Source organism: Micromonospora sp. NPDC000316, assembly GCF_042898885.1.
GTDB lineage: Bacteria > Actinomycetota > Actinomycetes > Mycobacteriales > Micromonosporaceae > Micromonospora.
The window spans coordinates 20,718-46,330 of sequence record NZ_JBIAZG010000015.1; the positions used below are offsets into that span (position 1 = coordinate 20,718).

General features: G+C 72.0%; 27 protein-coding genes. 4 read left to right on the forward strand and 23 right to left on the reverse strand.

What is annotated here, in order from left to right:
- Positions 1-8 precede the first annotated feature (8 nt).
- From ACFY2Q_RS23940 to ACFY2Q_RS24015, 16 genes are all read right to left on the reverse strand, one after another.
- Positions 9-1,211 carry an argininosuccinate synthase gene (locus ACFY2Q_RS23940; RefSeq protein WP_387133722.1) on the reverse strand — a complete coding sequence of 401 codons (1,203 nt, stop codon included), beginning with the start codon at positions 1,209-1,211 and terminating at the stop codon, positions 9-11.
- Positions 1,208-1,723, reverse strand: a complete 516-nt coding sequence (locus tag ACFY2Q_RS23945; RefSeq protein WP_387133723.1) for an arginine repressor — start codon at positions 1,721-1,723, stop codon at positions 1,208-1,210. Before ACFY2Q_RS23945 ends, ACFY2Q_RS23940 begins: the two co-directional genes overlap by 4 nt.
- A complete protein-coding gene (gene argF, locus ACFY2Q_RS23950; protein WP_387133725.1) occupies positions 1,720-2,691 on the reverse strand; it encodes an ornithine carbamoyltransferase in 972 nt (323 codons plus the stop codon). Before argF ends, ACFY2Q_RS23945 begins: the two co-directional genes overlap by 4 nt.
- Positions 2,688-3,941: an acetylornithine transaminase gene (locus ACFY2Q_RS23955; RefSeq protein WP_387133727.1), complete on the reverse strand. Its 1,254-nt coding sequence runs from the start codon at positions 3,939-3,941 to the stop codon at positions 2,688-2,690. Before ACFY2Q_RS23955 ends, argF begins: the two co-directional genes overlap by 4 nt.
- Positions 3,938-4,843: an acetylglutamate kinase gene (gene argB / locus ACFY2Q_RS23960; RefSeq protein WP_387133729.1), complete on the reverse strand. Its 906-nt coding sequence runs from the start codon at positions 4,841-4,843 to the stop codon at positions 3,938-3,940. The genes ACFY2Q_RS23955 and argB overlap by 4 nt, the downstream gene beginning before the upstream one ends.
- Positions 4,840-6,012 carry a bifunctional glutamate N-acetyltransferase/amino-acid acetyltransferase ArgJ gene (argJ, locus tag ACFY2Q_RS23965; RefSeq protein WP_387133731.1) on the reverse strand — a complete coding sequence of 391 codons (1,173 nt, stop codon included), beginning with the start codon at positions 6,010-6,012 and terminating at the stop codon, positions 4,840-4,842. Before argJ ends, argB begins: the two co-directional genes overlap by 4 nt.
- On the reverse strand, positions 6,009-7,010 hold the full coding sequence (gene argC / locus ACFY2Q_RS23970; RefSeq protein WP_387133733.1) for an N-acetyl-gamma-glutamyl-phosphate reductase: 1,002 nt from the start codon (positions 7,008-7,010) through the stop codon (positions 6,009-6,011). The genes argJ and argC overlap by 4 nt, the downstream gene beginning before the upstream one ends.
- Positions 7,011-7,201: 191 nt before the next feature.
- A complete protein-coding gene (pheT, locus tag ACFY2Q_RS23975; protein WP_387133736.1) occupies positions 7,202-9,781 on the reverse strand; it encodes a phenylalanine--tRNA ligase subunit beta in 2,580 nt (859 codons plus the stop codon).
- 40 nt (positions 9,782-9,821) lie between these two features.
- Positions 9,822-10,889 (reverse strand): phenylalanine--tRNA ligase subunit alpha, encoded by a 1,068-nt coding sequence (gene pheS / locus ACFY2Q_RS23980; protein ID WP_387133738.1) that lies wholly within the window; start codon positions 10,887-10,889, stop codon positions 9,822-9,824.
- 219 nt (positions 10,890-11,108) lie between these two features.
- Positions 11,109-11,906, reverse strand: a complete 798-nt coding sequence (locus tag ACFY2Q_RS23985; protein ID WP_387133740.1) for a TrmH family RNA methyltransferase — start codon at positions 11,904-11,906, stop codon at positions 11,109-11,111.
- A gap of 83 nt (positions 11,907-11,989) precedes the next feature.
- Entirely contained in the window at positions 11,990-12,382 is a 393-nt protein-coding gene (gene rplT / locus ACFY2Q_RS23990; protein WP_091087503.1) for a 50S ribosomal protein L20, read from the reverse strand.
- Positions 12,383-12,414: 32 nt separating this feature from the next.
- Positions 12,415-12,609: a 50S ribosomal protein L35 gene (rpmI, locus tag ACFY2Q_RS23995; protein ID WP_007458415.1), complete on the reverse strand. Its 195-nt coding sequence runs from the start codon at positions 12,607-12,609 to the stop codon at positions 12,415-12,417.
- A 19-nt stretch (positions 12,610-12,628) separates the two neighbouring features.
- Positions 12,629-13,276, reverse strand: a complete 648-nt coding sequence (gene infC, locus ACFY2Q_RS24000) for a translation initiation factor IF-3 (protein WP_387133742.1) — start codon at positions 13,274-13,276, stop codon at positions 12,629-12,631.
- A 424-nt stretch (positions 13,277-13,700) separates the two neighbouring features.
- Positions 13,701-14,171 carry a PH domain-containing protein gene (locus ACFY2Q_RS24005; RefSeq protein ID WP_387133744.1) on the reverse strand — a complete coding sequence of 157 codons (471 nt, stop codon included), beginning with the start codon at positions 14,169-14,171 and terminating at the stop codon, positions 13,701-13,703.
- A 288-nt stretch (positions 14,172-14,459) separates the two neighbouring features.
- Entirely contained in the window at positions 14,460-15,305 is an 846-nt protein-coding gene (gene hisG, locus ACFY2Q_RS24010) for an ATP phosphoribosyltransferase (RefSeq protein ID WP_387133745.1), read from the reverse strand.
- Between the two features lie 46 nt (positions 15,306-15,351).
- The gene (locus ACFY2Q_RS24015; RefSeq protein WP_030335709.1) at positions 15,352-15,615 is read right to left on the reverse strand and encodes a phosphoribosyl-ATP diphosphatase; all 264 of its coding nucleotides are present in this window, start codon (positions 15,613-15,615) and stop codon (positions 15,352-15,354) included.
- A gap of 156 nt (positions 15,616-15,771) precedes the next feature.
- On the opposite strand from ACFY2Q_RS24015, the gene ACFY2Q_RS24020 reads away from it, so the two are divergent.
- Genes ACFY2Q_RS24020 through ACFY2Q_RS24030 form a run of 3 tightly spaced genes read left to right on the forward strand, consistent with a single transcriptional unit; the run spans position 15,772 to position 18,223 of the window.
- Positions 15,772-16,635 carry a transporter substrate-binding domain-containing protein gene (locus tag ACFY2Q_RS24020; RefSeq protein WP_387133746.1) on the forward strand — a complete coding sequence of 288 codons (864 nt, stop codon included), beginning with the start codon at positions 15,772-15,774 and terminating at the stop codon, positions 16,633-16,635.
- Positions 16,632-17,477, forward strand: a complete 846-nt coding sequence (locus tag ACFY2Q_RS24025) for an amino acid ABC transporter permease (protein WP_387133748.1) — start codon at positions 16,632-16,634, stop codon at positions 17,475-17,477. The genes ACFY2Q_RS24020 and ACFY2Q_RS24025 overlap by 4 nt, the downstream gene beginning before the upstream one ends.
- Positions 17,478-17,479: 2 nt before the next feature.
- Entirely contained in the window at positions 17,480-18,223 is a 744-nt protein-coding gene (locus ACFY2Q_RS24030) for an amino acid ABC transporter ATP-binding protein (protein WP_387133750.1), read from the forward strand.
- A gap of 33 nt (positions 18,224-18,256) precedes the next feature.
- Here the strand turns inward: ACFY2Q_RS24030 and ribH are convergent, their stop codons facing one another.
- The 7 genes from ribH to rpe form a co-directional block, all read right to left on the reverse strand.
- Positions 18,257-18,757: a 6,7-dimethyl-8-ribityllumazine synthase gene (gene ribH / locus ACFY2Q_RS24035; RefSeq protein WP_387133875.1), complete on the reverse strand. Its 501-nt coding sequence runs from the start codon at positions 18,755-18,757 to the stop codon at positions 18,257-18,259.
- Positions 18,758-18,759: 2 nt separating this feature from the next.
- A complete protein-coding gene (locus ACFY2Q_RS24040; protein WP_387133751.1) occupies positions 18,760-20,037 on the reverse strand; it encodes a bifunctional 3,4-dihydroxy-2-butanone-4-phosphate synthase/GTP cyclohydrolase II in 1,278 nt (425 codons plus the stop codon).
- Positions 20,034-20,723: a nicotinamide riboside transporter PnuC gene (gene pnuC / locus ACFY2Q_RS24045; protein ID WP_387133753.1), complete on the reverse strand. Its 690-nt coding sequence runs from the start codon at positions 20,721-20,723 to the stop codon at positions 20,034-20,036. Before pnuC ends, ACFY2Q_RS24040 begins: the two co-directional genes overlap by 4 nt.
- The gene (locus ACFY2Q_RS24050; RefSeq protein WP_387133754.1) at positions 20,723-21,355 is read right to left on the reverse strand and encodes a riboflavin synthase; all 633 of its coding nucleotides are present in this window, start codon (positions 21,353-21,355) and stop codon (positions 20,723-20,725) included. The genes pnuC and ACFY2Q_RS24050 overlap by 1 nt, the downstream gene beginning before the upstream one ends.
- Before the next feature lies 1 nt (position 21,356).
- A complete protein-coding gene (ribD, locus tag ACFY2Q_RS24055; protein WP_387133756.1) occupies positions 21,357-22,418 on the reverse strand; it encodes a bifunctional diaminohydroxyphosphoribosylaminopyrimidine deaminase/5-amino-6-(5-phosphoribosylamino)uracil reductase RibD in 1,062 nt (353 codons plus the stop codon).
- Between the two features lie 409 nt (positions 22,419-22,827).
- Entirely contained in the window at positions 22,828-23,826 is a 999-nt protein-coding gene (locus ACFY2Q_RS24060; protein WP_387133877.1) for a response regulator, read from the reverse strand.
- Positions 23,786-24,466, reverse strand: a complete 681-nt coding sequence (gene rpe, locus ACFY2Q_RS24065) for a ribulose-phosphate 3-epimerase (RefSeq protein ID WP_387133757.1) — start codon at positions 24,464-24,466, stop codon at positions 23,786-23,788. The genes ACFY2Q_RS24060 and rpe overlap by 41 nt, the downstream gene beginning before the upstream one ends.
- Before the next feature lie 254 nt (positions 24,467-24,720).
- Between rpe and ACFY2Q_RS24070 the strand changes: the two genes are divergently transcribed.
- Positions 24,721-25,611: a septum formation family protein gene (locus ACFY2Q_RS24070; RefSeq protein WP_387133759.1), complete on the forward strand. Its 891-nt coding sequence runs from the start codon at positions 24,721-24,723 to the stop codon at positions 25,609-25,611.
- Positions 25,612-25,613 lie beyond the last annotated feature (2 nt).

The window sequence follows — 25,613 nt, forward strand, 5'->3', positions numbered from 1 at the left end:
CATGGTCGTCAGCCGCCCAGCCGGGCGTCACGTGCGGCGGCCAACCCGCTCGGCAGGCCCCACAGCTGCACAAAACCCTTCGCCAGCGACTGGTCGAAGGTGTCACCTGTGTCGTAGGTGGCCAGCCCGAAGTCGTAGAGGCTCGCCTCGGAGCGTCGACCGGTGACGGTGGCGCGGCCGCCGTGCAGTGTCAACCGCACCTCACCGCTCACGTGCCGCTGCGCGTCGTCGATGAACGCGTCGAGCGAGTCCTTCAACGGCGAGAACCACAGGCCGTCGTAGACCAGCTCACCCCAGCGCTGGTCGACGCCCTTCTTGAACCGGGCCAGGTCCCGCTCCACAGTCACCGCCTCCAACTCCTGGTGAGCCGTGATCAACGCGATGGCGCCGGGCGCCTCGTACACCTCGCGGCTCTTGATGCCGACGAGGCGGTCCTCGACCATGTCGAGCCGGCCCACGCCCTGCGCGCCGGCGCGGCGGTTCAGCTCCCGGATCGCCTGGTACGGGGTGACGGTCTCACCGTCGATGGCCACCGGCACGCCACCGTCGAACGTGATCACGACCTCGTCGGCGTCGCGGGCCTGCGCCGGGTCGGCAGTGTACGAGTAGAGGTCCTCGATCGGGGCGTTCCAGATGTCCTCCAGGAAGCCGGTCTCCACGGCGCGGCCCCACAGGTTCTGGTCGATCGAGTACGGGGATTTGGCCGACACGTCGATCGGCAGCCCCTTCTCCTCGGCGAACGCGATGGCCTTGTCGCGCGTCCACGCGAAGTCCCGCGCCGGGGCGATGATCTTCAGGTCGGGGGCGAGCGCGTTCAGGCCCACCTCGAACCGGACCTGGTCGTTGCCCTTGCCGGTGCAGCCGTGCGAGACGATCGTGCCGCCGTGCTGGCGTGCCGCCGCCACCAGGTGCTTGACGATCAGCGGCCGGGACAGCGCCGACACCAACGGGTAGCGGTCCATGTAGAGGGCGTTGGCCCGGATGGCCGGCAGGCAGTAGTCGGCGGCGAACTCGTCGCGCGCGTCGACCACCTCGGCCTCGGCGGCGCCGCAGTCCAGCGCGCGCTGCCGGATGGCGTCGAGGTCCTCGCCGCCCTGCCCGACGTCGACCGCCACCGCGATCACCTCGGCGCCGGTCTGCTCGGCCAGGTAGGGAATGGCGACGGAGGTGTCCAACCCGCCGGAGTACGCGAGAACAACCCGCTCGGTCATGCTGTGGTGTTCCCTTCAACTGTGTCTTCCCGGCGGGCCCAACCGGAGAGCTTGTCACCCAGTGCGGCTCCGCCGACGGCCTCGCGGGCCACGACGAGAATGGTGTCGTCGCCGGCGATGGTGCCGACGATCTCGGGCAGGCCCGCTCGGTCCAACGCGCTGGCCAGGTACTGGGCTGCGCCCGGCGGGGTACGCAACACGGCGATGTTGCCGCTGGAGTCGACGCCGTTGAGCAGTTCGCGCAGCAGCCGTACCAGCCGGGCCGGCGCGGCCTCGGCGTCGCGCAGCGGACGGTGGCCGTCCTCGGGGATCAGGTAGACCGCCGGCCCGTCGCCGCCGCGCACCTTGACCGCGCCCAACTCCTCCAGGTCCCGCGAGAGGGTGGCCTGGGTGACGCCGACCCCGTCAGCGGCGAGCAGATCGGCCAACTCGGTCTGCGAGCGGACGGCCCGGTCACGGATCAGCTCCACGATCCGGGCGTGCCGGGCGGCGCGGGTCAGCGGGGTGGTCACCGCGCCACCCCGGCCGCGCCGCTCACGGCGGCGGCGGCGTTGGCGTCGGCGGCGTCCAGGAGGAACGCCAGCAGCGCCTTCTGGGCGTGCAGCCGGTTCTCCGCCTGGTCGAAGACCGCGCTCTGCGGCCCGTCGAGCACCTCGTCGGTGATCTCCTCGCCACGGTGCGCGGGCAGGCAGTGCAGCACGACGGCGTCCGGCGCGGCCTGACCGAGCAGCTCCTTGTTGACCTGGTAGGGCAGGAACGGGGTGATCCGGTCCAGCCCGTCGGCCTCCTGCCCCATCGACGTCCACGTGTCGGTGGCCAGCACGTCGGCGTCGCGTACCGCCTGGATCGGGTCGGTCAGGACCCGCACCGACCCGCCGGTGCCGGCGGCGATCTCCGCCGCCCGCGCCACGACGTCCGGATCCGGCGCGAAACCCTCCGGCCCGGCGATCCGCACGTGCATACCGGCCATAGCCCCGGCCAGCAGGTACGACTGCGCCATGTTGTTGGCGCCGTCCCCCACGTAGGTGAGCGTGCGACCGGCCGTGCCACCGCACCGCTCGCGGATGGTGAGCAGGTCGGCCAGCAACTGGCAGGGGTGGAAGCCGTCGGTGAGCGCGTTGACCACCGGGACGCTCGCCCCCGCCGCGACCTCGGCGATCCGGTCGTCGCCGTGGGTGCGCAGCACGATGGCCACGACGTAGCGGGACAACACCCGCCCGGCGTCGATGAGGGCCTCGCCCCGGCCGAAGTGCGTGACCTGGGTGTCCACGACGAGCGGGTGCCCGCCCAACTCGGCGATGCCGACGTCGAACGAGATCCGCGTCCGCAGGCTCTGCTTGTCGAAGAGCACCGCCACCGAACGCGGGCCGGCCAGCGGCCGGTGACCGAACCTGTCGGCCTTCATCCGGGCCGCCAGGTCCAGCACCGTGGACTGCTCGGCGGGCGAGAGGTCGTCGTCGCGCAGGAAGTGCCGGATCATGCGGTCGTCCCCGTACTCGTGGTGGTGGGTGAGGTCAGCGGCGTCGGGATCGTGGCGGTCCCGGACCCCGGGTCCGCGCCGGTCGGCGTCGCCGCGGCCAGGGCGGCGGGCAGGGCAGCCACGAAGGCGTCGGCCTGGTCGGCCGTGAGGATCAGCGGCGGTACGAGCCGGAGCACGCCCGGCTGCACCGGGTTGGTCAGGAAACCGGCCTCCCGCAGCGACACGGCGAGCGCCGCCGCCACCGGCTCGGTGAGCACCACGCCGAGCAGCAGCCCCGCGCCGCGTACGTCGGAGACCAGCGGATGGCCCAGCGCCTCGATCCCCCGACGCAGCCGCTCGCCCACACGCTTGACGTGGTCGAGCAGCCCCTCGTGGGCGATCGTCGACACCACGGCGAGCGCGGCGGCGCAGCTGATCGGGTTGCCACCGAAGGTGGTGCCGTGCGAGCCGGGAGTGAGCAGGTCGGCGGCCCGACCGAAGGCCAGCGTGGCACCGAGCGGCAGCCCGCCGCCGAGCCCCTTGGCCAGGGTGATCACGTCCGGCTCCACGCCCTCGGCCTGGTGGGCGAACCAGTGGCCGGTACGGCCGATGCCGGTCTGCACCTCGTCGAGCACCAGCAGCGCGCCGTGCCGGTCGGTGATCCGCCGCGCCGCGGCGAGGTAGCCGGCGGGCGGAACCACCACACCGTTCTCGCCCTGGATCGGCTCCAGGATCACCATGGCGGTGGCGTCGGTGACCGCCGCCTCGAGCGCGCCCACGTCGCCGTAGTCGACATGGGTCACGTCGCCGGGCAGCGGGCGGAACGGGTCGGCCTTGGCCGGCTGCCCGGTCAACGCGAGGGCGCCCATCGTGCGGCCGTGGAAGCCGCCGTTGGCGGCCACCACGTGAGTGCGGCCGGTCCGCCGGGACAGCTTGAACGCGGCCTCGTTCGCCTCCGCGCCCGAGTTGGCGAAGAAGACCCGACCCGGCCGACCGGCGAGCGCCAACAGCAACTCCGCGAGGGCCACCGGCGGCTCGGCGATGTAGAGGTTGGAGACGTGCCCGAGGGTCGCGACCTGCTTCGACACGGCGGCCACCACCGCCGGGTGGGCGTGCCCGAGAGCGTTCACCGCGATCCCGCCGACCAGGTCCAGGTACTCCCGCCCGGTGTCGTCGACCACCACGGCGCCCGAGCCGGACACCAACGCCAGCGGCGGCGTGCCGTAGTTGTCCATCATCGACTGCGTCCAGCGTTGCGCCAGGCTGCTCATGCTCCGACCGTCCCGTCTCCCGGCACCACCATCGTTCCGAACCCTTCCGAGGTGAAGACCTCCAGCAACGTGGAGTGCGCCACCCGGCCGTCGACGACGTGCGCCGCGGGCACTCCCCCACGGACCGCCCGCAGGCAGGCCTCCATCTTCGGCACCATCCCCGACTCCAGGCTGGGCAGCAGCTTGGCCAGGTCGTCCGCGACGATCTCGGAGACCAGGCTTGTGGTGTCCGGCCAGTCGGCGTACAGGCCGGCCACGTCGGTGAGCACGACAAGCTTGCGGGCCTGCAGCGCGATCGCGAGAGCCGCGGCGGCGGTGTCCGCGTTGAGGTTGTGCAGCACCCCGTCGACGTCCGGCGCCACAGTGGAGATCACCGGGATCCGACCGGCCTCGATGAGGTCGGTGACCGCCGACACGTCGACCGACTCGACGTCGCCCACCTGACCCACGTCGACAGGCAGCCCATCCACGTACGCCGGGCGGCGCACCGCGGTGAACAACCGGGCGTCCTCACCGGAGAGGCCGACGGCGAACGGGCCGTGCGAGTTGATCAGCCCGACCAGCTCGCGGCCGACCTGCCCGACAAGCACCATCCGGACCACGTCCATCGCCTCGGCCGTCGTCACCCGCAGGCCACCCCGGAACTCGCTGGCGATGCCGAGCCGACCCAGCATGGCGGAGATCTGCGGACCACCACCGTGCACCACCACCGGCTTGAGACCGGCGTAGCGCAGAAAGACCATGTCCGCGGCGAACGCCTGCTGCAACGCGGGGTCGGTCATGGCGTTGCCGCCGTACTTGATGACCACAGTGGAGCCGGAGAAGCGCGCCAACCACGGCAACGCCTCGATAAGCGCCTCCGCCTTGACCTGAGCGCGGGTGAGGTCGGTGCTGAGACTCATGTCGAGTACGCCGAGTTCTCGTGTACGTACGCGTGGGACAGGTCGTTGGTCCAGATCGTCGCCGCCGACGGACCGGCGTGCAGGTCGATCCGGATGGTCACGTCCCGACCGGTGAGGTCGACCTTCGAGCGGTCCTCGGCGGCGGCACCGCCCCGGCACACCCACACGCCGTTGACGGCGACGTCCACCTCGTCCGGCTCGAACGCGGCAGCGGTGGTGCCGACCGCGGCGAGGATCCGACCCCAGTTCGGGTCATTGCCGAACAGCGCGGTCTTGACCAGGTTGTTGCGCGCCACCGCGCGGCCCACCTCGACCGCGTCGTCCTCGTCGGCGGCACCGACCACGTCGATGGCGATCTGCTTGGTGGCGCCCTCGGCGTCGGCGACCAGTTGCTGGGCCAGGTCGTGACAGGCAGTGGTGACCGCGGCGGCCAACTCGGCCGGGGTCGGCTCGATGCCGCTCGCACCGCTGGCCAGCAGCAACACCGTGTCGTTCGTGGACATGCAGCCGTCGGAGTCGACCCGGTCGAAGCTGACCCGGGTAGCCGCCCGCAGCGCCTCGTCCAACACCGCCGGCCCGGCCACCGCGTCGGTGGTCAGCACGCAGAGCATGGTGGCCATGCCCGGCGCGAGCATCCCCGCGCCCTTGGCCATCCCGCCGACCGTCCAGCCGCTGCCCCGGGCGACCGTGGTCTTGGCCCGGGTGTCCGTGGTCATGATGGCCTCGGCGGCGGCCACACCACCATCGCGGGACAGCCCACGGATGGCCGAGCGGACGCCCGGCAGCAGCTTCGGCATCGGCAGCCGCTCACCGATCAGGCCTGTGGAGCAGACCGCCACCTCACCGGCGCCGAGGATCAGCCGAGGGCTGACAGAGGTCAGCGCGGCGGCCGTGTGCTCGGCGGTGGCGTGAGTGTCCTGGAAACCGGCCGGGCCGGTGCAGGCGTTGGCGCCACCGGAGTTGAGCACCACCGCGCGGACCACACCACCCTGCACGACCTGCTGGGTCCAGAGCACCGGCGCGGCCTTGACCCGGTTGGATGTGAAGACCCCGGCGACCCCGGCGTCCGGGCCGTCGTTGACCACAAGCGCGACGTCCGCGCCACCGCTGGACTTCAAACCGGCGGCCACCCCGGCCGCCCGGAACCCCCGAGGGGTGGTGACACTCATGGGCTGACTCCCCAGATCGACAGGCCCGTCGTCTCCGGCAGACCGAGCATCAGATTGGCGTTCTGCACGGCCTGGCCGGCGGCACCCTTGCCCAGGTTGTCCAGGGCGCTGAGCACGATCAGTCGACCCGAGTCGACGTCGACTGTGGCCTGCAGGTGGCAGGAGTTGGAGCCCAGCGTGGCAGCGGTGTGCGGCCACCTGCCCTCCGGGAGCACGTGCACGAACGGCGCGTCGGCGTACGCCTGCGCCAGCACCTGCTGCGGGTCGACGCCGCGCGCCGGCACGGCGGTGACAGTGGCCAGGATGCCGCGCGGCATCGGCGCCAGGACGGGGGTGAACGACAGCCCCGTCGCCCCGGTGGCCTGCTTGATCTCCGGCACGTGCTGGTGGGTGCCGACCCGGTACGGCGACAGGTCCCCCAGCACCTCACTGGCGAGCAGGTGCGGCTTCGTCGCCCGGCCCGCCCCGGAGGTGCCGGAGGCGGCGACCACCACCACGTCGGCGGGGTTGGCCGCGCCGTCGGCGATCAGCGGCGCGAGTGCCAGGGTGATCGCGGCGGCGTAGCAGCCGGTGTTGGCGACCCGGTTGGAGTTGGCGATCAGCTCCCGCTGACCGGGCAGCTCGGGCAGGCCGTAGGTCCACTGCCCGGCGTGGGTGCCGCCGTAGTACTGCGCCCAGGCGTACGGGTCGGCGAGCCGGTGATCCGCACCCAGGTCGACGATGCGCACCTCAGGCGGGAGCTGGGCCGCGATGGCCGCCGACTCGCCGTGCGGCAGGGCCAGGAAGACCAGGTCCGCGTCGGCAAGGGTCGCCGGGTCGGTCGTGCCGAGCACCAGGTCGAGCCCTGTGAGCTGCGGGTGCACCGTGTCGACGCGGTGCCCGGCCTGACTGTGGGCGGTGGCGGCGACGAGATCGAACTCGGGATGCCCGGCGATCAGGCGCAGCAGCTCACCTCCGGCGTAACCGCTCGCCCCGGCGACCGCGACTCGAATCCCCATACCCACCTCCGCATGACTATGCAACGAAGGCTAGCAGCGCCCCAGGTCAGCTGCAACTAAATACACACCACTGCATGGTGATGTAAGACCGACCCCAACCCCCGCGATCTTGCACTTACTGCCCCCGCATAGCGGACAACACGGGCAGATCAGCGACACAAACTGCAAGATCGCGGGGGTGTTGGGGGTCGTTACGCGCCGCGCAGGGTTGCTCCTACGCGTTCTGCTGCTACCGCTACCGCTGCGTCGCGGGCCTCCAGCGCCTCTTCGACCGTCAGTGTTCGGTCTGGGGCGCGGAAGGTCAGCTTGTAGGCCAGGGACCGGCGGCCCTCGCCGAGCTGCGCGCCCGCGTACACGTCGAAAAGCCGGACGTCCTCCAGCAGCTCGCCGGCGCCCGCCTCCAGCGCCCGGCGCACCTGCTCCGCCGGCACCGACTCGTCCACCACCAGGGCCACGTCGATGAGCGCCGGCGGGAAGCCGGAGACGGCCGGGGCGGGCGTCACCGGTACGGGCGGCAGCGCGTCAAGGTTCAGCTCCATGGCGCAGGTACGTCGGGGCAGCTCCAGCGCCGCCACCACCGCCGGGTGCAGCTCACCGGCGTGCCCGACGACCGTGCCGTCGACCCGCAGCTCGGCGCAGCGGCCGGGGTGCCACGGGGCGTAATCGGCGGCACGCACCTCGACCCGCCCGGCGGGAACACCTGCGGCGTCCAGCACGTCACGGGCCGCCTCGATGGCGTCCGCCCAGCCGGCCGGCCGACCCGGACCCCACCAGCCGGCCGGGTCCACGTCGCCGGCCAACACCACTGCCACGTGCACCGGCTGCGCCGGCACCACCGCGTCGGCGGCGGCGAACTCGGCGTCGGTGGGGCGCCGGTCGACGCCCATCGCGGGCGGGCTGCCGGCGTCCAGGCGCGGGTGGAACACCGCACCGATCTCGTAGAGCGCCAGGTCACGGTGGCCCCGGCCGAGGTTGCGCTTGAGGATGCCGAGCAGCGAGCCGAGCAGCATGGTGCGCAGCAGCGGCTCCTCCTCCGACAGCGGGTTGGCCAGCCGCACCGCCGGTCGGCGCGTGTCGTCGGCCGGCAGGCCGAGCAGGTCGGCAAGCCGCGGCGACACGAACGGGTGCGCGAGCACTTCCACGTACCCCCGCTCGGCGAGCGACCCGGCGACCGCCCGGCGCCGACGCTGGCGCGGGGTCAGGCCGCGACCGGGCGGCGCGGTCGGCAGCACCGACGGCACCTTGTCGTACCCGTCGAGGCGGACCACCTCCTCGACCAGGTCGGCCGGGTCGGTCAGGTCGGGCCGCCACGTCGGCGGGGTGACGCTGAGCGCCACCCCGGCCCCGCTGGCCACGCCTACCGCGCCCGGGTCCTCGGCCAACCGGTCCGCGCCCTGCGCGACTGTGCAACCGACCTGCTCCAGCAGGGCGATCACCCGCGCCGGCGGGTACTCGACGCCGATCCGCCGGGTGGGCAGATCCGCCGGCAGGGTGATCGGGGTACGCGGCTGGACGTGGTCGATGTCCAGGATCTCCGCGCTCGGGGTGCCACCGCCGTGTTCGGTGAGCAGGTGCACGGCCCGTTCCAGCGCGACAAGCGCCACAGCCGGGTCGACACCCCGCTCCCAGCGCTTCGCGGCCTCGCTGAACAGCTTGTGCCGGCGGGCGGTGCGCCCGACCATCGCCGGGTCCCAGTGCGCCGCCTCGAAGAGCACAGTTGTGGTGCCGGCGACGACCTCGCTCGTCTCACCGCCCATCACCGCCGCGAGCGAGATCGGCGTGCCGGCGCCCTCGCCCGCCACGGCGCTGGGCAGCCCCGCGTCGCAGATGACCATGTCGTCGGCGGTGAGCACCCGGTCGACGCCGTCGAGGGTGGTCAGCTTCTCCCCCGGCTCGGCGCGACGGACCACGAGCGGCCCGGCGATCCGGTCGGCGTCGAAGGCGTGCATCGGCTGGCCCAGCTCCAGCATCACGTAGTTGGTGATGTCGACAGGCAGGGAGATGCTGCGGATGCCGGCGGTGACCAGCCGCTGCTGCATCCACGACGGGGTGGGCGCGGTCGGGTCGACGCCGCGGACCAGGCGGGCGGTGAACCGGTCGCAGCCGACCGGGTCGCGGACCTCCACCGGGTACGCCGGCTTCTCGGTGCCACGCGGCGCCGGCACCAGAGCCGGGTCACGCAGCGGCACGTCGAACGCGTGCGACAACTCCCGGGCCAGGCCGCGCAGGCTCAGCGCGTACCCCCGGTCGGGGGTGATCTCCAGCTCGAGCACGACGTCGTCGAGGCCCACGACGGGCCGCGCGTCGTCGCCCGGCTTGGCCGTCACGTCCGGCGGCAGCACGACGATGCCGGAGTGGTCGTCGCCCAGACCCAACTCCTTCGCCGAGCAGATCATGCCCGCGGAGTTGTGCCCGTACGTCTTGCGGGCGCCGATCGCGAAGCCGCCGGGCAGCACGCCGCCGGGCAGGATCACCACCACCCGGTCACCGGGGGCGAAGTTGCGCGCCCCACAGACGATCTCCTGCGGCTCGCCGGTGCCGTTGGCGTGGCCCACGTCCACGCGGCAGAACCGGATCGGCTTCTTGAAGCCGGTGAGCTCCTCGATCTCGCGTACCTCGCCGACGACGAGCTGACCGGTGACGGTCTCGCGCAGGTCCACCACGGAGTCGACCTCGATGCCGAGGTCGACAAGGGCCTGCTCCAGGTCACCTGTGGGCAGGTCGGCGGGGAGGTCGACGTACTCCCGCAGCCAGCTGACAGAAACTCGCATGACTTCAGACCACCGTTCCCGTGTCTCGTACCCGCATCGCCTACGCCCCGGTCCCGAGCGCGCGGCTGAACCGCACGTCGCCCTCGAAGAGATGGCGGATGTCGCTGACCCCGTGCCGGATCATGAGCGTCCGGTCGATGCCCATGCCGAAGGCGAACCCGGAGTAGACCTCCGGGTCGACGCCGCAGGCGCGCAGCACCCGCGGGTTGACCATCCCGCAGCCGCCCCACTCGACCCACTGTGGACCGTCGCGGTGCTCCGGGAACCAGACGTCGAACTCCGCCGACGGCTCGGTGAACGGGAAGTAGTGCGGCCGCCACCGGGTCTTCGCCTCCGGGCCGAACATCGCCCGGGCGAAGTGGTCGAGCGTGCCCCGCAGGTGCGCCATCGTGATGCCCTTGTCGACGACGAGGCCCTCAGCCTGGTGGAACACCGGGCTGTGGGTGGCGTCGATCTCGTCGGTGCGGTAGACGCGGCCGGGCACGATCACGTAGATCGGCGGCTTGCGGCTGAGCATCGTGCGGGTCTGCACCGTCGAGGTGTGCGTACGAAGAACGAGGCCGGAGCCCTGCGGTGCGATGTGGAAGGTGTCCATCAGCCCACGCGCAGGATGGTCGGCAGGGATGTTCAGCGCGTCGAAGTTGACCCACTCCAGGTCGACCTCGGGGCCCTCGGCCACCTCGTAGCCCATCCCGACGAAGAGATCGCTTATCGACTCCATCAGGGTGCTCAGCGGGTGCCGGGCACCACGGGGGCGCCTGTCGTACGGCAGGGTGACGTCCACCCGCTCCTCGACGAGTACCCGCTCGGCCTGCTCGCGCTCCACCACCTCGGAGCGCTCGGCGTACGCGGCCTCGATTGCCCGGCGGGCCTCGTTTACCCGCTTACCGGCGTCGGACTTCGCGGCCGGCGGCAGCGCGCCGATCTCCCGGCGCGCCAGCGACACCGGGGACCGGTCACCGAGGTGCGCGGAACGCAGCGCGGTCAACGCGTCCGGGTCGGCGGCGGCCTCGAACGCCTTCGTGGCGTCGGCGACGGCCTCGGCCAGGGCGGCCGGGTCGAGCAGGGCGACCTGCTTCGGGTCGTACGGATCGTTGCGGTAGCTCATGGCGTACGGGCACTCCCTCACGGCGGCACCAGCCCTCATCGGGGCGGCTAGGCGAGTCTACGGACGCGCGGCTGTGCCGCAGCCCGCCGGTAGGAGTTGTGCAGGGGGCAGGTCAGGCCCGCCGCCCGCCGACACCGGCGGGCTGGCTAAACGAACGCCGTTGCGCGCTCATCGACGGACGCTCTCCCCTGCGGTCAGTCGCGCCGGGTGTGGTCACCATCAGCGCTGTGCTCTCGCTGAAGCGTACAGGCAGACCGCGGCGGCGGCAGCCAGGTTGAGGCTCTCCGCGCGCCCGTACAGCGGCACCCGCACGCGGGCGTCGGCGGCGGCGGTCAGCGCCTCGGGCAGCCCGTGCGCCTCCGAGCCGAACAGCCAGGCGGTGGGCCCGACGAGTCGGCCGTAGTCGGTCATGTCGTCCAGGTCGCTGTCGCCGTACCCGGTGGTGGCGAAGATCGACAGCCCGGCGGCGCGCAGCGCGTCGATCACCTGGGCCGGGTCGGGGGCGCGCACCACGTCGACGTGGAAGAGGCTGCCGGCGGACGCGCGCACGCACTTGCCGTTGTAGGGGTCGACGGCGTCGCCGGCGAAGACCACCACGCCCGCCCCGGCCGCGTCGGCGGTGCGCAGCACCGTGCCGGCGTTGCCCGGGTCGCGGATCTCGGCGAGGACCGCCACCAGGCGCGGCGCGCCCGCGAGGGCCTGCTCCAACGACACGTCCAGGTGCCGGCAGACGGCCACGAGCCCCTGCGGGGCGACGGTCTCGGCCAGCGCGGCGAGGGCGTCGTCGGTGATCTCGGAGACGGGCACGTCTGCCCGCGCCGCCGTCGCGGCCAACTCCGGGTAACGGTCGAGGGCGGCGGGCGTACCGAACAACTCGGTGACCAACCCCGGCCGCGCGAGGGCCTCGCGGACCGCCTGCGGCCCCTCGGCCAGGAACTGGCCTGTGGCGTCGCGGTCCCGGCGGCGCTGCAGGCGGCGGGCGGCGACAACCCGTGGGGTACGCGGTGTGAAGGCCATGGTGTGGGCTCCTCCGGCACGATTGAGGCGCCCCCCGGACGGCGGTGCCGACACGGGAGACGCCTCGCTCTGGTGCGTGGGGATCAGGCGGCCTGAGCCGCCGCGCCGCCGGTGCCCTCGGCCGCGACCGCGGCCCGGGCCAGCTCGACGATCGCCGCGAACGAAGCGGCGTCGTTGACAGCCATGTCGGCCAGGATCTTGCGGTCGACCTCGATGCCGGCCAGACGCAGGCCCTGGATCAGGCGGTTGTAGGTCATCCCGTTCGCACGGGCACCCGCGTTGATCCGCTGGATCCACAGCTGCCGGAAGTCGCCCTTGCGGTCACGACGGTCCCGGTAGGCGTACTGCATCGAGTGCAGCACCTGCTCCTTGGCCTTGCGGTACAGCCGGGAGCGCTGACCGCGGTAACCGCTCGCGGTCTCCAGCAGGGTACGACGCTTCTTCTGGGCGTTTACAGCCCGCTTGACGCGTGCCATCTCAACTCCTTATTACGTAAAGGTGGCGCGCGTCAGCGGCCGAGCAGCTTCTTGATGCGCTTGACGTCGGCCTTGGCCAGCACGACCGTGCCGGTCAGCCGGCGGGTCTGGGTGGAGGGCTTCTTCTCCAGGTTGTGGCGGAGGCCGGCCTGCTGGGCAACGATCTTGCCCTTGCCGGTCACCTTGACCCGCTTACCCATACCCGTGTGGCTCTTCATCTTCGGCATGTGGAACGTCTCTCCCCTGTTACTCGCCGCTGGTGTCGGCGGCGGTGCCGCCGTCTACGGCTGCTGCGGTCTCGCCGGCCGCTGCGGTCTCATCGGCTGCCGGGGCGGATTCGTCCCCTGCCCGCTCCCGAGGTGCACCACGGGACGCCGTAGCGGCGACCGCGGAGGCCTTGACGGCCCGATGCGGAGCGAGAACCATGATCATGTTTCGGCCGTCCTGCTTCGGAGCGGCCTCGACGTATCCCAGGTCCGTGATCTCGGATTCGAGCCGACGCAGGAGCCGGTAACCCAGCTCCGGGCGGCTCTGCTCGCGACCGCGGAACATGATCGTCACCTTGACCTTGTCGCCCGCCTTGAGGAACCGCACCACGTGACCCTTTTTGGTCTCGTAGTCGTGCGGGTCGATCTTCGGCCGAAGCTTCATTTCCTTGATGACGGTCTGCTGCTGGTTACGCCGCGCTTCGCGCGCCTTGAGTGCGCTCTCGTACTTGAACTTGCCGAAGTCCATGAGCTTGCACACTGGCGGGCGCGCCATCGGCGCAACCTCGACCAGGTCCAGATCGACGTCCGCAGCCAGCTGAAGGGCGCGCTCCAGCGGGACGATGCCCACCTGCTCACCCTCGGGGCCGACCAGTCGGACCTCACGTGCCCGGATCTGCTCGTTCACGCGTGGTTCGACGCTGATGGGGCCTCCTCGAGTCGTTTCTGCTCAGTTGCCGACCCCTGCGGCCCCCGGGTGGGGGTCATCCTGGAAAGCAGAAGGCCCCGGCATATGCCAGGGCCTGCTCGACCGGTCGGCACGATCACAGGATCGCGCATCCGATGCCGGGACATGCCCGGAATCGGTGACCGGAACCCGGCCACCGTAGCGGCGACTCGGGTGGGAGCAGGCGCTCCACTTTCATGGCTGTCTGCTCGCATGCGGAGACAGCCTGGTCGACTCGACAACACTACACCGCCGGCCTGGTCACCCTCAAACCGGGCGGCGCGGCGCGACCTGGCGCGGCGTGCGCGGCGCGACCTGGCGCGGCGTGCGCGGCGCGACCTGGCGCGGCGTGCGCGGCGCGACCTGGCGCGGCGTGCGCGGCGGGCTAGCTGTTGGCGCGCTCGGTGAGGCGGGACAGGTGTGCCTCGTGCAGCCGGCGCAGAGCGCGGACCCCGTCGACGGCCAGCTCCTTGTCGGCGGCCTGGAGGGCGATCAGCGGCAGCAGATCGTCGTCGTGCAGCTCCAGGCTGGCCCAGGGCGCTCCACGGTCGAAGCGGACACCCCGGATGACCTCCCAGGGCAGCTGGTACGAGCTGATGACGTTGCGCACCCGGACGCCGTGCGCGTCGGCCTCCACCCTCGGGCGGGTGAAGAGCAGGAACCCGAGCGCGCCGAACACGCCCAGGCCGACCATGGCGAGCTGGTCGCCGCGCTGGAAGCTGCCGTAGCCGTTGCCTGTCGGGCCGCTCAGCGAGGTGGCGACCGCGCCGAACACCACCACCAGGGCAATGGCCGCAGACCAGCAGACCACTCGGATGCGGCGCGGCTTCAGGCGGACAACCTCGGTTTCACTCACCCCACCAGTCTGCCACCCACCCGGACACCACACCCGCACCACCCGCCGAGCACCACCGCACCGGGACGGGATTCGCGCAGGATCCCGGCCTGCCTCGGGGAAGATCCACACGAGATCGCCGATATGGGGGTGTCCCGCGCCGGGGACACCCCCATATCGGCGGTACGGAGTCGATCAAGCGGCCGCTGACCCGGCCAGCCCGACGGGCACCACTCGCGGCGGACGGCCCAGCCTGTGCACGCGGGCCACTCGCGGCGGACGCGCTCAGGCCCGCTGCGGCGGCAGGCGTCAGAGGCGGCAGGCGTGGATGTTGGTGACCAGGATGGCGCGGGCGCCCAGCTCGTACAGCTCGTCCATGATCCGGTGGACGTCGTCGCGGAGCACCATCGCCTGCACGGCCACCCAGCCCTCGCGGTGCAGCGGCGACACCGTGGGCGACTCGATGCCGGGGGTCAACCCGCTGGCCCGGTCCAGCAGACCGGCCGGCACGTCGTAGGCGAGCATCACGTAGCGGCGGGCCACAAGCACACCGTGCAGGCGGCGCAGCAGCTGCTCGGCCTGCGCGTGCGCGGGCGCGGCGGCACGCCGAACCAGCACCGCCGACGAGCGCAGCAGCGGCTCCCCGAAGACCACGAGGCCCGCCTGGCGCAGGGTGGCGCCGGTCTCGACCACGTCCGCGATCACGTCGGCGACGCCGAGGCGTACGGCGTTCTCCACCGCGCCGTCGAGGCGGATCACGTCGGCCTTGACGCCCACGTCGCTGAGGTGCCGCTCGACCAGCCCGGGGTACGCGGTGGCGATACGGTGCCCGCCGAGGTCCTGCACCGAGGCGATGTCGTCGGGGCGGGCGGCGAAGCGGAAGGTGGCCCGGCCGAAGGCGAGGTCGACGACCTCCTCGGCCGGCGCGGCCGAGTCGATGAGCAGGTCCCGGCCGGTGATGCCGAGGTCGAGGTCACCGGAGCCGACGTAGGTGGCGATGTCCTTGGGGCGCAGGTAGAAGAATTCGACGTCGTTCGCCTCGTCCCGGCAGACGAGGTCCTTGGGGTCGGTGCGCTGGCGGTAGCCCGCCTCGCGCAGCATCTGGGCGGCCGGCTCGGCAAGGGTGCCCTTGTTGGGAATGGCGACACGCAGCATGACGGAGTGCTCCTTCAGATCGGGTGTGATCAACGACGGGGCGCACTCACAGATGTCGGTAGACGTCCTTGAGCTCGAGACCGCTGGCGAGCATCAGCACCTGGACCTGGTAGAGCAGCTGGGAGATCTCCTCGGCGGTGCGCTCCGGCCCCTCGTGCTCGGCGGCCATCCACGACTCGGCCGCCTCCTCGACGACCTTCTTGCCGATGAAGTGCACGCCCTTGTCGAGGGCGGCGACGGTGCCCGAGCCCGGGGTGCCGGCGGCGGCCTTGGCCTGCAGCTCGGCGAACAACTCCTCGAACGTCTTCACGGAAGGCTATTCTTCCAGCCGCCCCAGGCGGGTACCGCCCCCGGGTCGGCACGGTCCACCTCCCGGACATCCGGCGGCCGGCCTACGCGGCAATTCCCTATCAGTTTGGTGGGACGATCTTCAAGCAGAGCGGTCGATGCCTCTACGCTGACCGCCATGGCCAGCCGCTCACGTCTTTTCGCGCTCACCCTCGCCGGCGTCGTCGTCGCCACCGCCGCCGGATGCGCGCCACAGGACGAGGAACCCACCCCCACCGTCACCGCCGCCGCGTCCTGCACCAAGGACAGCCTGCCCACGCGTACGCCGGGCAAGCTCACCATCGCCACCGACCAGCCCGCGTACGAGCCGTGGTTCCGGCAGGACAAGCCGGACAACGGTGAGGGCTTCGAGGCCGCCGTCGCGTACGCGGTGGCCGAGAAGTTGGGCTACGCCCGCGCCGACGTCACCTGGACCCGGGTCAAGTTCGACACGGCTATCGCGCCCGGCCCCAAGAGCTTCGACTTCGACATCAACCAGTTCTCCATCACCGAGGAGCGCAAGCAGGCTGTCGACTTCTCCGCGCCGTACTACCTGGTGCGGCAGACAGTCATCGCGTTGAAGTCGTCGAAGATCGCCGGAAAGACGTCGTTGGCCGATCTTCGTGGCGCCCGCCTCGGCGCCCAGGTCGGCACGACCAGCTACCAGGCGATCACCGACGTGCTCAAGCCGACGGCGAAGCCGCAGGTCTACAACAGCAACGACGACGCCAAGAAGGCGCTGCAGAACGGGCAGATCGACGGTCTCGTGGTGGACCTGCCGACCGCCTTCTACATCACCGGCGCGGAGATCACCGATGCGACGATCGTCGGTCAGGTGCCGCAGGTCGGCGTGCCCGAGGCGTTCGGCCTGCTGTTGGACAAGAACTCCCCGCTGACGTCCTGCGTGAGCACCGCGGTCGGGCAGCTCAGCGAGGCGGGCACCCTCACCGAGCTGGAGCAGAAGTGGCTCGCACAGGTGGCGGGGGCGGCCGAGCTCCGGTGACCCTGCTGGATCACACTCCGTCCGAGGCACAACTGCGACGCTCGGCGTACCGCCGCCGGCAGACGGTGTACAGCGTGCTCGTCGCGGCCTCCTCCACGGCGGCGCTGGGCACGCTGCTGGTGGTGGCGGTGACCGGCGCGCCGGGCTGGGACCGGGTCCGGCAGTCGTTCCTCGACCCGGAGATCGCCCGGGACGCGCTGCCGGCCGTGCTGAGCGGGCTCTGGCTCAACGTCCGGCTACTCGTCTGCTGCGCGGCGGGCGCGCTGCTGCTCGGGCTGCTGATCGCCGTGTTGCGGACGCTGCGCGGGCCGATCTTCTTCCCGGTCCGGGCGCTTGCCGCCGGCTACACGTACACCTTCCGTGGTCTGCCTTTGATCATCGTGCTGTACCTGCTCACCCTCGGCGTGCCCGGGCTCCGCCTGCAGGGCATGCCGCCGGTGCTTGTGCTCGGCGGGCTCGCGCTGGTCCTCACCTACGGTGGCTACCTCGCCGAGGTGTTCCGGGCCGGAATCGAGTCGGTGCACCCCAGCCAGCTCGCGGCGGCCCGCTCACTGGGCCTCACCTACCGCCAGACGATGCGGCACGTGGTGCTGCCGCAGGCCGTCCGCCGGGTGGCGCCACCGCTGCTCAACGACGTGGTGGCGTTGCAGAAGGACGTCGGGCTGGTCTCGCTCGCCGGTCCGATCGACGCGGTACGCGCCGCCCAGATCGCCACCGCCCAGTCGTTCAACTACACGCCGTACGTCGTGGCCGGGGTGCTCTTCGTGCTGCTGGCGATCCCGCTGATCGCGGTCACCGACTGGGTGACGCTGCGCTCGGCCCGTCGACAGTCGGGAGGCTGACCATGGCGCTGCTGCGCTGCCGGGGACTGCGCAAGGAGTTCGCCGGCCACGTCGTGCTGGACCAGCTCGACCTGACAGTCGCCGAGCACCGGGTGGTGGCCCTGATCGGCGCCTCCGGTTCGGGCAAGTCGACGCTGCTGCGGTGCGTGAACCTCCTCGAAGAGCTCGACGACGGCACCATCGAGCTGGACGGGGAGGACATCTCCGACCCCCGGGTGGACCCCGACCGGGTCCGGCGGCGGATCGGCATGGTGTTCCAGGCGTACAACCTGTTTCCCCATCTGACCGTGTTGCAGAACATCACACTCGCGCCCCGCCGCGTACACCGGCGGGAACGAGCCGACGCGGAGGCCCAGGCCCGGGACCTGCTCGACCGGGTGGGGCTTGGCGACAAGGCGGACGCCTACCCGGACCGGCTCTCCGGCGGGCAGCAGCAGCGGGTCGCGATCGTCCGGGCGCTTGCCAACTCCCCCCGGCTGATGCTGCTCGACGAGGTGACCTCGGCGTTGGACCCAGAACTCGTCGGCGAGGTCCTGTCGATGATCCGGGACCTGAAGGCCGACGGGATGACAATGGTGTTGGCCACCCACGAGATGGGCTTCGCCCGGGAGGTCGCCGACCAGGTCTGCTTCCTCGACGCGGGACGGGTCGTCGAGAGCGGCCCACCCGAGCAGGTGCTCGGCGAGCCGACCCAACCCCGCACCCGGCAGTTCCTGCGCCGGATCATCGAAGCCGGCCGCCTCTGAAGGGCCGCCCCGACAGGAGCGCCGGCGCACAGGTCAGCCGCCGAAGCCGACCCGCTGGGCGTTGCCGGTGGCCACGCTCCGCACGGCAAGCGCCGCGTCGAGCGCCGCCACCGTCGCCGACCAGCCCTTGTCCTCCGCCGAACCGGGCAGCCCGGCCCGGTCCCGGGCCTGCTCGATGGTCTCCACGGTGAGCACACCGTGCGCGACCGGCTTGCCCTCGTCGAGCGCCACACGGGTCAGACCGTCGGTCACCGAACGGCACACGTAGTCGAAGTGGGCCGTGGAGCCGCGCACCACCACGCCGAGCGCGACAACCACGTCGCAGCGGCGCGCCAGCGCCTGCGCGACCACCGGCAGCTCGACGGAGCCGGCGACCCGGGCCACCACGGACCGCGCCCCGCACGCCTCGGCGGCGGCTACCGCGCGCTCCAGCATGTGGTCGGTCAGCTCGCCGTGCCACCGGGCGGCCACCACGCCGACGGTAAGCCCCGCGGCGTCCACCGCGTCGACTCCCGGCTCACCGAAACCCGCCATCGTCATGCTCCGATCTCGTCGTCGGCAACCGGACGCCCCAACGGCGCCTCGGACATCTCGTCCAACTCGCCCAGCAGGTGTCCCATCCGGTCCCGCTTGGTGCGCAGATAGCGCAGGTTCTCCGGATGCGCGCCGGCCGGCAGCCCCTCCCGCCCGGTGATGGTCAGCCCGTAGCCCTCCAACCCGGCCCGCTTGGCCGGGTTGTTGGTCAGCAGCCGCATCGAGCGCACACCCAGGTCGTAGAGGATCTGCGCGCCGGTGCCGTAGTCGCGGGCGTCGGCCGGCAGGCCCAGGTCGAGGTTGGCGTCCACAGTGTCCCGGCCCTGGTCCTGCAACTGGTACGCCTGCAACTTGTGCAACAGCCCGATGCCGCGCCCCTCGTGCCCGCGCACGTACAGCACCACACCCCGGCCCTCGCGTGCGACCCGGGCCAGCGCGGCGTCCAACTGCGGCCCACAGTCGCAGCGCAGCGACCCGAACACGTCCCCGGTCAGGCACTCGGAGTGGACCCGAACCAGCACGTCCTGGCCGTCGCCGAGGTCACCGAGGACCATCGCGATGTGTTCCGCCGGGTCGTGCTCGGCGCGGTAGCCGAGCGCCCGGAACACCCCGTGCCGCGTCGGCATCCGGGCGTCCGCGACCAGTTCGACCTGCTTCTCGGTACGCCGCCGATGGGCGATCAGGTCGGCGATGGTGATCAGGGTGAGGCCGTGCTCGGCGCAGAACTTCTCCAGGTCCGGCAGGCGCATCATGGTGCCGTCGTCGTTGACAAGCTCGCAGAGCACGCCCGCCGGACGCAGACCGGCCAGCCGGGTCAGGTCCACCGCCGCCTCGGTGTGCCCCGGCCTGCGCAGCACCCCGCCCTCGCGGGCCCGCAGCGGCACCACGTGCCCGGGTCGGGCCAGATCGGTCGGGTCGGTGGCGGCGTCGGCGAGCAACCGGATGGTGTGCGCGCGGTCGGCCGCCGAGATGCCGGTGCTGACACCTTCCCGGGCGTCCACTGTCACCGTGTAGGCGGTGCCGCGCCGGTCCTGGTTGGTGTGGTGCATCGGCGGCAGGTCGAGCCGGTCGGCTTCGCTCTCGGTAAGCGGCACGCAGACGTACCCGGACGTGTAGCGCACCATGAACGCCATCAGCTCCGGCGTGGCCATCTCGGCCGCGAAGATCAGGTCGCCCTCGTTCTCCCGGTTGGCGTCGTCGACCACGACGACCGGCCGCCCGGCCGCGATGTCGGCGACCGCCTGCTCGATGCTGCCAAAAAGCTCGCTGCGCTCGCTCATGCGACGGCCTCCGTGTAGGTGGGCGGGATGGAGGTCGCGGACCGGACGGCGCGCGAGGTGCGCCACCAGGCGGCGAAGCCCCAGGCGCAGAAGGCGCCGTAGACCAGGTACATGACCGCCGACGGGTAGAACCCGCCGCGCAGCAGCAGCGGCACGCCTACCGCGTCGACAGCGATCCAGACCAGCCAGAACTCCACCCAGCCCCGCGCCATGCCGTACGTGGCCAGGAGGCTGCCGGTGAGGATCCAGGCGTCCGGCAGCGGACCCCAGGAGCCCAGCGCGTCGAGGACCGGGTACGCCGCGGCGGTGCCCACCCCGGCGGCCAGCAGCATCGCCAGGCGCTCCCGTCCGGTGGCCCAGCGCGGCACCACGGCGGCCTGCCCGGCGTCGGCACGGCGGTTGCGCTGCCACCGCCACCAGCCGTAGACGCTCACCGCGAAGAAGAACACCTGCCGGCCGGCCTGCCCGTACAGGTCGTGGGCCTGCGGGGTGACGAACACCCCGCCGAGGAAGACGGTGAACAGCAGCGCGTTGCCGATCATGCCGACCGGCCAGGCCCAGACCACCCGGCGCAACCCGAGCAGCGCGGAGATCAACCCGAAGCCGTTGCCGACGATCTCCCGGACCAGCACCGGCGAGCCGGCCACCTGCACCTGGGCGTCGAGCAACCAGCCGAGCGGGCCCATCAGGCCACCCCGCCTGTCGCGCCGGCGGCGGTGTCGGTGAGCCGGGCGCCGAGCAGCCGCTCGACGTACTTGGCCACCACGTCGACCTCGAGGTTGACCGGGTCGCCGACGCCCTTCGCGCCGAGCGTGGTGAGCTTCAGGGTGGTCGGGATCAGCCCGACGGCGAACTCGTCCGCGCCCACCTCGGCCACGGTCAGCGAGACGCCGTCGATGGTGATCGAGCCCTTCTCCACCACGTACCGGGCCAGGGCGGCGGGCAGCCGGAACCGGACCGTCTCCCACTGCTCGGCCGGTTCCCGGGAGATCAGCTCGCCGACGCCGTCGACGTGGCCCTGCACGAGGTGCCCGCCGAGCCGGCTGCCCAGCGCGGCGGCCCGCTCCAGGTTGACCGGGTCACCGGGGCGCAGCGCGCCCAGCGCGGAGCGGCGCAGCGTCTCGCCCATCACGTCGGCGGTGAAGACGCCGTCGGCTGCCTCCACGACTGTCAGGCAGACGCCGTTGACGGCGATGGAGTCGCCGTGCCGGGCGTCGGAGGTGACGAGCGGGCCGCGTACGGCGACAAGCGCCGAATCGTCAGCCGTGGGCGTCACCCGGACGACCTCGCCCAGCTCCTCGACAATGCCGGTGAACATGTCAGCCCTCCCTCTTTCGGGGCAAAGCGGTGATCCGGAGATCCGGGCCGATCTGCGTAACGTCGACGAACTCCAGATCGATGGCCTCGGCGATGGTCGTCACTCCCGCGTCGACGAGTGCGGTCGGGCCGGCGCCGAGCAGCCGGGGCGCGACGTACCCGACGATCTTGTCGACCAGGCCGGCGGCCAGGAACGCGCCGGCCAGCCGGGGGCCGCCCTCCAGCAGGACCGCGCGGACCCCGCGCTGGTGCAGCGCCGCGAGCAGCGCCGGCAGGTCGACCCGACCGTCTGGGCCTGCGCCCACCTCGGCGGCGGTCGCGATCCACGTCCGCGCGGCGCCGTCGCGGACCCGGGCGTCGACGGGTGTACGCCCCGAGCTGTCCACCACCACCCGCAGCGGCTGCCGGATGGCCAGGCTGCCGTCGCGCAGGTTGCGGGCGGTGAGTCGGGGATCGTCGGCGAGCACGGTGCCGACCCCGGCGACTACCGCGTCGACAGTGCCGCGCAGGGCGTGCACATCGATGCGGGCCGCCTCCGAGGTGATCCACATGCTGGTGCCGTCGGCCGCCGCGGACCGGCCGTCGACAGTCGCGGCGTATTTCCAGATGACGTAGGGCCAGCCCCGGCGCATCGAGGTCAGCCACGCGACGTTTCCGGCCTCGGCCTCGTCGCCGCGTACCCCCAGATCCACCCGGACCCCTGCGGAGCGCAACGTGGCGGCGCCGCCGGACGCCACCGGGTTCGGATCGGGTACGGCGATCACCACACGGGCCACGCCGGCCTGGACGAGCGCGCTGCTACAGGGGCCGGTGCGGCCGGTGTGGTCGCAGGGCTCCAGAGTGACGACCGCGGTGCCGCCCTCGGCCCTTGGGCCGGCCTGGGCCAGCGCGACGATCTCGGCGTGCGGCCCGCCGGCGTAGGCGTGGAAGCCCTCCCCGACGACCTCGCCGTCCGCGTCGAGCAGCACGCAGCCGACCACCGGGTTGGGGCTTGTGGTGCCGAGCCCGCGCGCCGCCAACTCGATCGCGCGCCGCATCGCCTCATCAACGGAGACGCTGGCCATCGCCCTGCCCCTGCCCTCTCACTCGCCGGTCCGCGCGCGGGCGGTCAGGGAGGCGGCATGGGGCCGCGGGCAGGCGGCGGCGGATTCCGGGTACGGCGCAGCCGCCCCGGGAGGTCGAACGGCACGCTGAAGCCAGCGGCCGGCTCGGACCCGTCCGTCCCGCGCGCTGTCTCCCATCCGGACTGTCTGGGAGCAGACGAGCCGCCCCCAACCGTCGGCCCCGGAGTTACACCAGGTCCACCGGGCGGCAAGCCGTCCGGGTCGCGGGCTGACCACGGTTGGACCGTGGATCACCGCCGGTTCGGAATTTCACCGAGTCCCGCCAGCGCGTGGTGGGTACCCCGAAGTCTTACACGCCGACGGGGGTGCATCGCTACTTGTGGCGAGCTACTTCACAGCGCTGTAACGCTCACGGGACACCGCGGCGTCGGTCCACCGCGACGTACGACCCCGGTTGGCTCTTCGCCACCGTCTTCATCTCCGAGGCCACCGCGATGGCCTCAAGCGGGTCGGTGAATCGCTTGCCGGCATCGGATAGGGAGACGCCGATCGAGAGGGTGACCAGGGCGGCCCTGCGGATGGTGCCCCGCCGGTCCTTCAGCTCGACGAATCCGCGCTCGCGGTCGGTCGGGTCGTAGAGCGTGTCGGCGGACTTCTCGAAGTCGACAACCGCGCGGGAGGTCAGCGGGCGGACCTGGTTCGGGGCGCAGACGATGACGAAGTCGTCGCCGCCGACGTGACCGAGGAAGGCAGGCGGCAGCCCGACCGCCACCACCGCCCGGTGCAGGCTGCGCGCCAGCGCGGAGATGAAGTCGTCGCCGCGGACGAAGCCGTACCTGTCGTTGACGCTCTTGAACCGGTCGATGTCGATGTAGCCGACCGCGTAGTCCACGCCATTGCGGACCCGGTCGCTGATCTCCCGGCGGATCCGGCTGTTGCCGGGCAGCCCGGTCAGCGGGGAGACCTCCCGGAACTCCTTGTTGCGGCGCAGCGTCGAGGAGACCCGGGCCACCAACTCCGCGGTGTCGAAGGGCTTGACGAGATAGTCGTCGGCGCCGGCGCTGAGCCCGTGGACCTTGTCCACGGTCATCCCCTTCGCCGTCAGCATGATCACCGGCAGGGCGGAGGTCATCGGGTCGGCGCGCAGCCGACGGGTCAGCTCCAGCCCGTCGATGCGGGGCATCATCAGGTCGACCACTGCCAGGTCCGGCCGCTCCCGCTCGATGATGTCGAGAGCCTCCTGGCCGTCGCTGGCGTGGACCACCTCGAAGCCGTGCAGGCGCAGGTTGAACTCGACGAACCGGGCGATGTCCTCGTCGTCGTCGACGACGAGGATGACGTCCTTGCGGTCGCCGTCGGGTTCCACCTCAGGCGCCGGAAGCGGCGCGTTCCGCGAGCGCCCGCAGATGCCGGACCGCCTCGGCCGGGTCGGCGGCGCCGTAGACGGCGGTGCCGGCCACGAACGCGTCGGCCCCGGCGGCGGACGCCTGCTCGATGGTGTCGGCGGCGATCCCGCCGTCCACCTCGATGCGCAGCTCCAGGTGCCCGGCGTCGACGTGCCGGCGGACGGCGCGGACCTTGTCCAGCATCTGCGGGATGAACCGCTGCCCACCGAAGCCGGCCTTGATCGTCATGATCAGCAGGGTGTCGAAGCTGGGCAGCAGGTCCAGGTACGGCTCGATCGGCGTGTCCCGGTCGATGGCCAGCCCGGCCTTGGCACCTGCCGCGCGCAGGTCCTTGGCAAGGGCCACCGGGTCGTCGGCCGCCTCCGCGTGGAAGGTGACGTTGTACGCCCCCGCGTCGGCGTAGCCGGGAGCCCACCGACGCGGGTCCTCGATCATCAGGTGCACGTCGAACGGCATCGTGGTGGCGGCCCGCAGGCTCTGCACCACGGGCAGCCCGATGGTCAGGTTCGGCACGAAATGGTTGTCCATCACGTCGACGTGCAGCCAGTCCGCGGCGTCCTCGACGGCACGGACCTCGTCGGCGAGGCGGGCGAAATCGGCGGCCAGGATGCTCGGCGCGACGATGGGCGGCGGTACGGTCACGGGGCCAGTGTACGAACGCGGCCACCCACTGCCCGCATCGCGGCACCATCTGGAACGCGATGTGACGCGACAGTGACCCGTCGTGCAGAATTGGCCGCTCCGGATCGGCGAATCCGGACGAACAGACATCAGCGGCTAGCCGATCGACGGAAACGCGACAACACTCCAACGGGGACGGTGCCGTAGGCTGCCCGCCCGCCGGAGTCTCGCCGCGGGGGCGCGATGACCGGCCGCCAGCTCCGGAAGGGCGAACGATGCGACGGTGGCTTTCCGCGCTGGCGCTGGCCGGCGTCACGGCCGTGCTGTTGACCGGCTGCGGGCACGCGCGAGGTCCGGACGGCGACCTCACCGACGACTGGCCCGCCCTGCGGACGCCGAGTCCGTTCACCCCCGCCACCGACACCTGCCTGCCCCGGATCACCTCGATCGTGCAGGCAAGCACGTACGAGACGGTGGACTGTGCCCGCAGCCACCTCGCCGAGGCGATCCACGTCGGCACCTTCACCGGCCCCGCCGCGCTGGCCGGCAGCCGCCCGGGGCCCGGCTCGACGGCACTGCGCGCGGCCCGCGCCGAGTGCGACCAGCGGGCCCGGGAGATGCTCGGCGGCGACTGGCACACCGCGCGGCTCGCTTTGTCGGTCTCGCTGCCCTCCGCGCCGGCCTGGTCCGGCGGCGCACGCTGGTTCCGCTGCGAACTCAGCGAGACCGACAGCATCGACAACACCCGGCCGGTCAACCGCGTCGGCAGCCTGCGCGGCGCGCTGATCGGCGACGCGCCGCTGTTCCACCGCTGCTTCGATCCCAAGCTGATCGGCGACAACCTCAACTACATGGCGCCTGTGCTCTGCACCGAGCCGCACCGCGCCGAATTCGTCGGCGTCTACGAGGAACAGGACATGACCTGGGCGGAGTTCACCCGCTCCGGCGACAAGGTGCACCGGCGCTGCATGGCGCTGATCGCCACGTACGCCGCCGTGCCGAACAACAGCGACCTGCCGTACCGGGCCGGGTCCATCTACTACCCACCATCGCAGCAGGAGTGGGAGGAGGGTGACCGTGGGGTGCGCTGTTTCCTGTGGAGCGACGACCGCAAACTCACCCGTTCGATGCGCGGCGCAGGCCCCGAGGGACTACCCGCGATCTGACC

Coding starts and splice junctions, on each gene's coding strand:
- ACFY2Q_RS23985 (WP_387133740.1), bottom strand. CDS start 11,906: ATGGCCTTCACACCGCGTACCCCACGGGTTGTCGCCGCCCGCCGCCTG.
- hisG (WP_387133745.1), bottom strand. CDS start 15,305: ATGCTGCGTGTCGCCATTCCCAACAAGGGCACCCTTGCCGAGCCGGCC.
- ACFY2Q_RS24030 (WP_387133750.1), top strand. CDS start 17,480: ATGGCGCTGCTGCGCTGCCGGGGACTGCGCAAGGAGTTCGCCGGCCAC.
- rpmI (WP_007458415.1), bottom strand. CDS start 12,609: ATGCCGAAGATGAAGAGCCACACGGGTATGGGTAAGCGGGTCAAGGTG.
- ACFY2Q_RS24040 (WP_387133751.1), bottom strand. CDS start 20,037: ATGAGCGAGCGCAGCGAGCTTTTTGGCAGCATCGAGCAGGCGGTCGCC.
- ACFY2Q_RS24050 (WP_387133754.1), bottom strand. CDS start 21,355: ATGTTCACCGGCATTGTCGAGGAGCTGGGCGAGGTCGTCCGGGTGACG.
- pheS (WP_387133738.1), bottom strand. CDS start 10,889: ATGAGCTACCGCAACGATCCGTACGACCCGAAGCAGGTCGCCCTGCTC.
- pnuC (WP_387133753.1), bottom strand. CDS start 20,723: ATGGGCCCGCTCGGCTGGTTGCTCGACGCCCAGGTGCAGGTGGCCGGC.
- argC (WP_387133733.1), bottom strand. CDS start 7,010: ATGGGGATTCGAGTCGCGGTCGCCGGGGCGAGCGGTTACGCCGGAGGT.
- argF (WP_387133725.1), bottom strand. CDS start 2,691: ATGATCCGGCACTTCCTGCGCGACGACGACCTCTCGCCCGCCGAGCAG.
- ribH (WP_387133875.1), bottom strand. CDS start 18,757: ATGGCGGGTTTCGGTGAGCCGGGAGTCGACGCGGTGGACGCCGCGGGG.
- ACFY2Q_RS23940 (WP_387133722.1), bottom strand. CDS start 1,211: ATGACCGAGCGGGTTGTTCTCGCGTACTCCGGCGGGTTGGACACCTCC.
- argJ (WP_387133731.1), bottom strand. CDS start 6,012: ATGAGTGTCACCACCCCTCGGGGGTTCCGGGCGGCCGGGGTGGCCGCC.
- argB (WP_387133729.1), bottom strand. CDS start 4,843: ATGAGTCTCAGCACCGACCTCACCCGCGCTCAGGTCAAGGCGGAGGCG.
- ribD (WP_387133756.1), bottom strand. CDS start 22,418: ATGGCCAGCGTCTCCGTTGATGAGGCGATGCGGCGCGCGATCGAGTTG.
- pheT (WP_387133736.1), bottom strand. CDS start 9,781: ATGCGAGTTTCTGTCAGCTGGCTGCGGGAGTACGTCGACCTCCCCGCC.
- rplT (WP_091087503.1), bottom strand. CDS start 12,382: ATGGCACGCGTCAAGCGGGCTGTAAACGCCCAGAAGAAGCGTCGTACC.
- ACFY2Q_RS24070 (WP_387133759.1), top strand. CDS start 24,721: ATGCGACGGTGGCTTTCCGCGCTGGCGCTGGCCGGCGTCACGGCCGTG.
- ACFY2Q_RS24020 (WP_387133746.1), top strand. CDS start 15,772: ATGGCCAGCCGCTCACGTCTTTTCGCGCTCACCCTCGCCGGCGTCGTC.
- ACFY2Q_RS23955 (WP_387133727.1), bottom strand. CDS start 3,941: ATGAGCAGCCTGGCGCAACGCTGGACGCAGTCGATGATGGACAACTAC.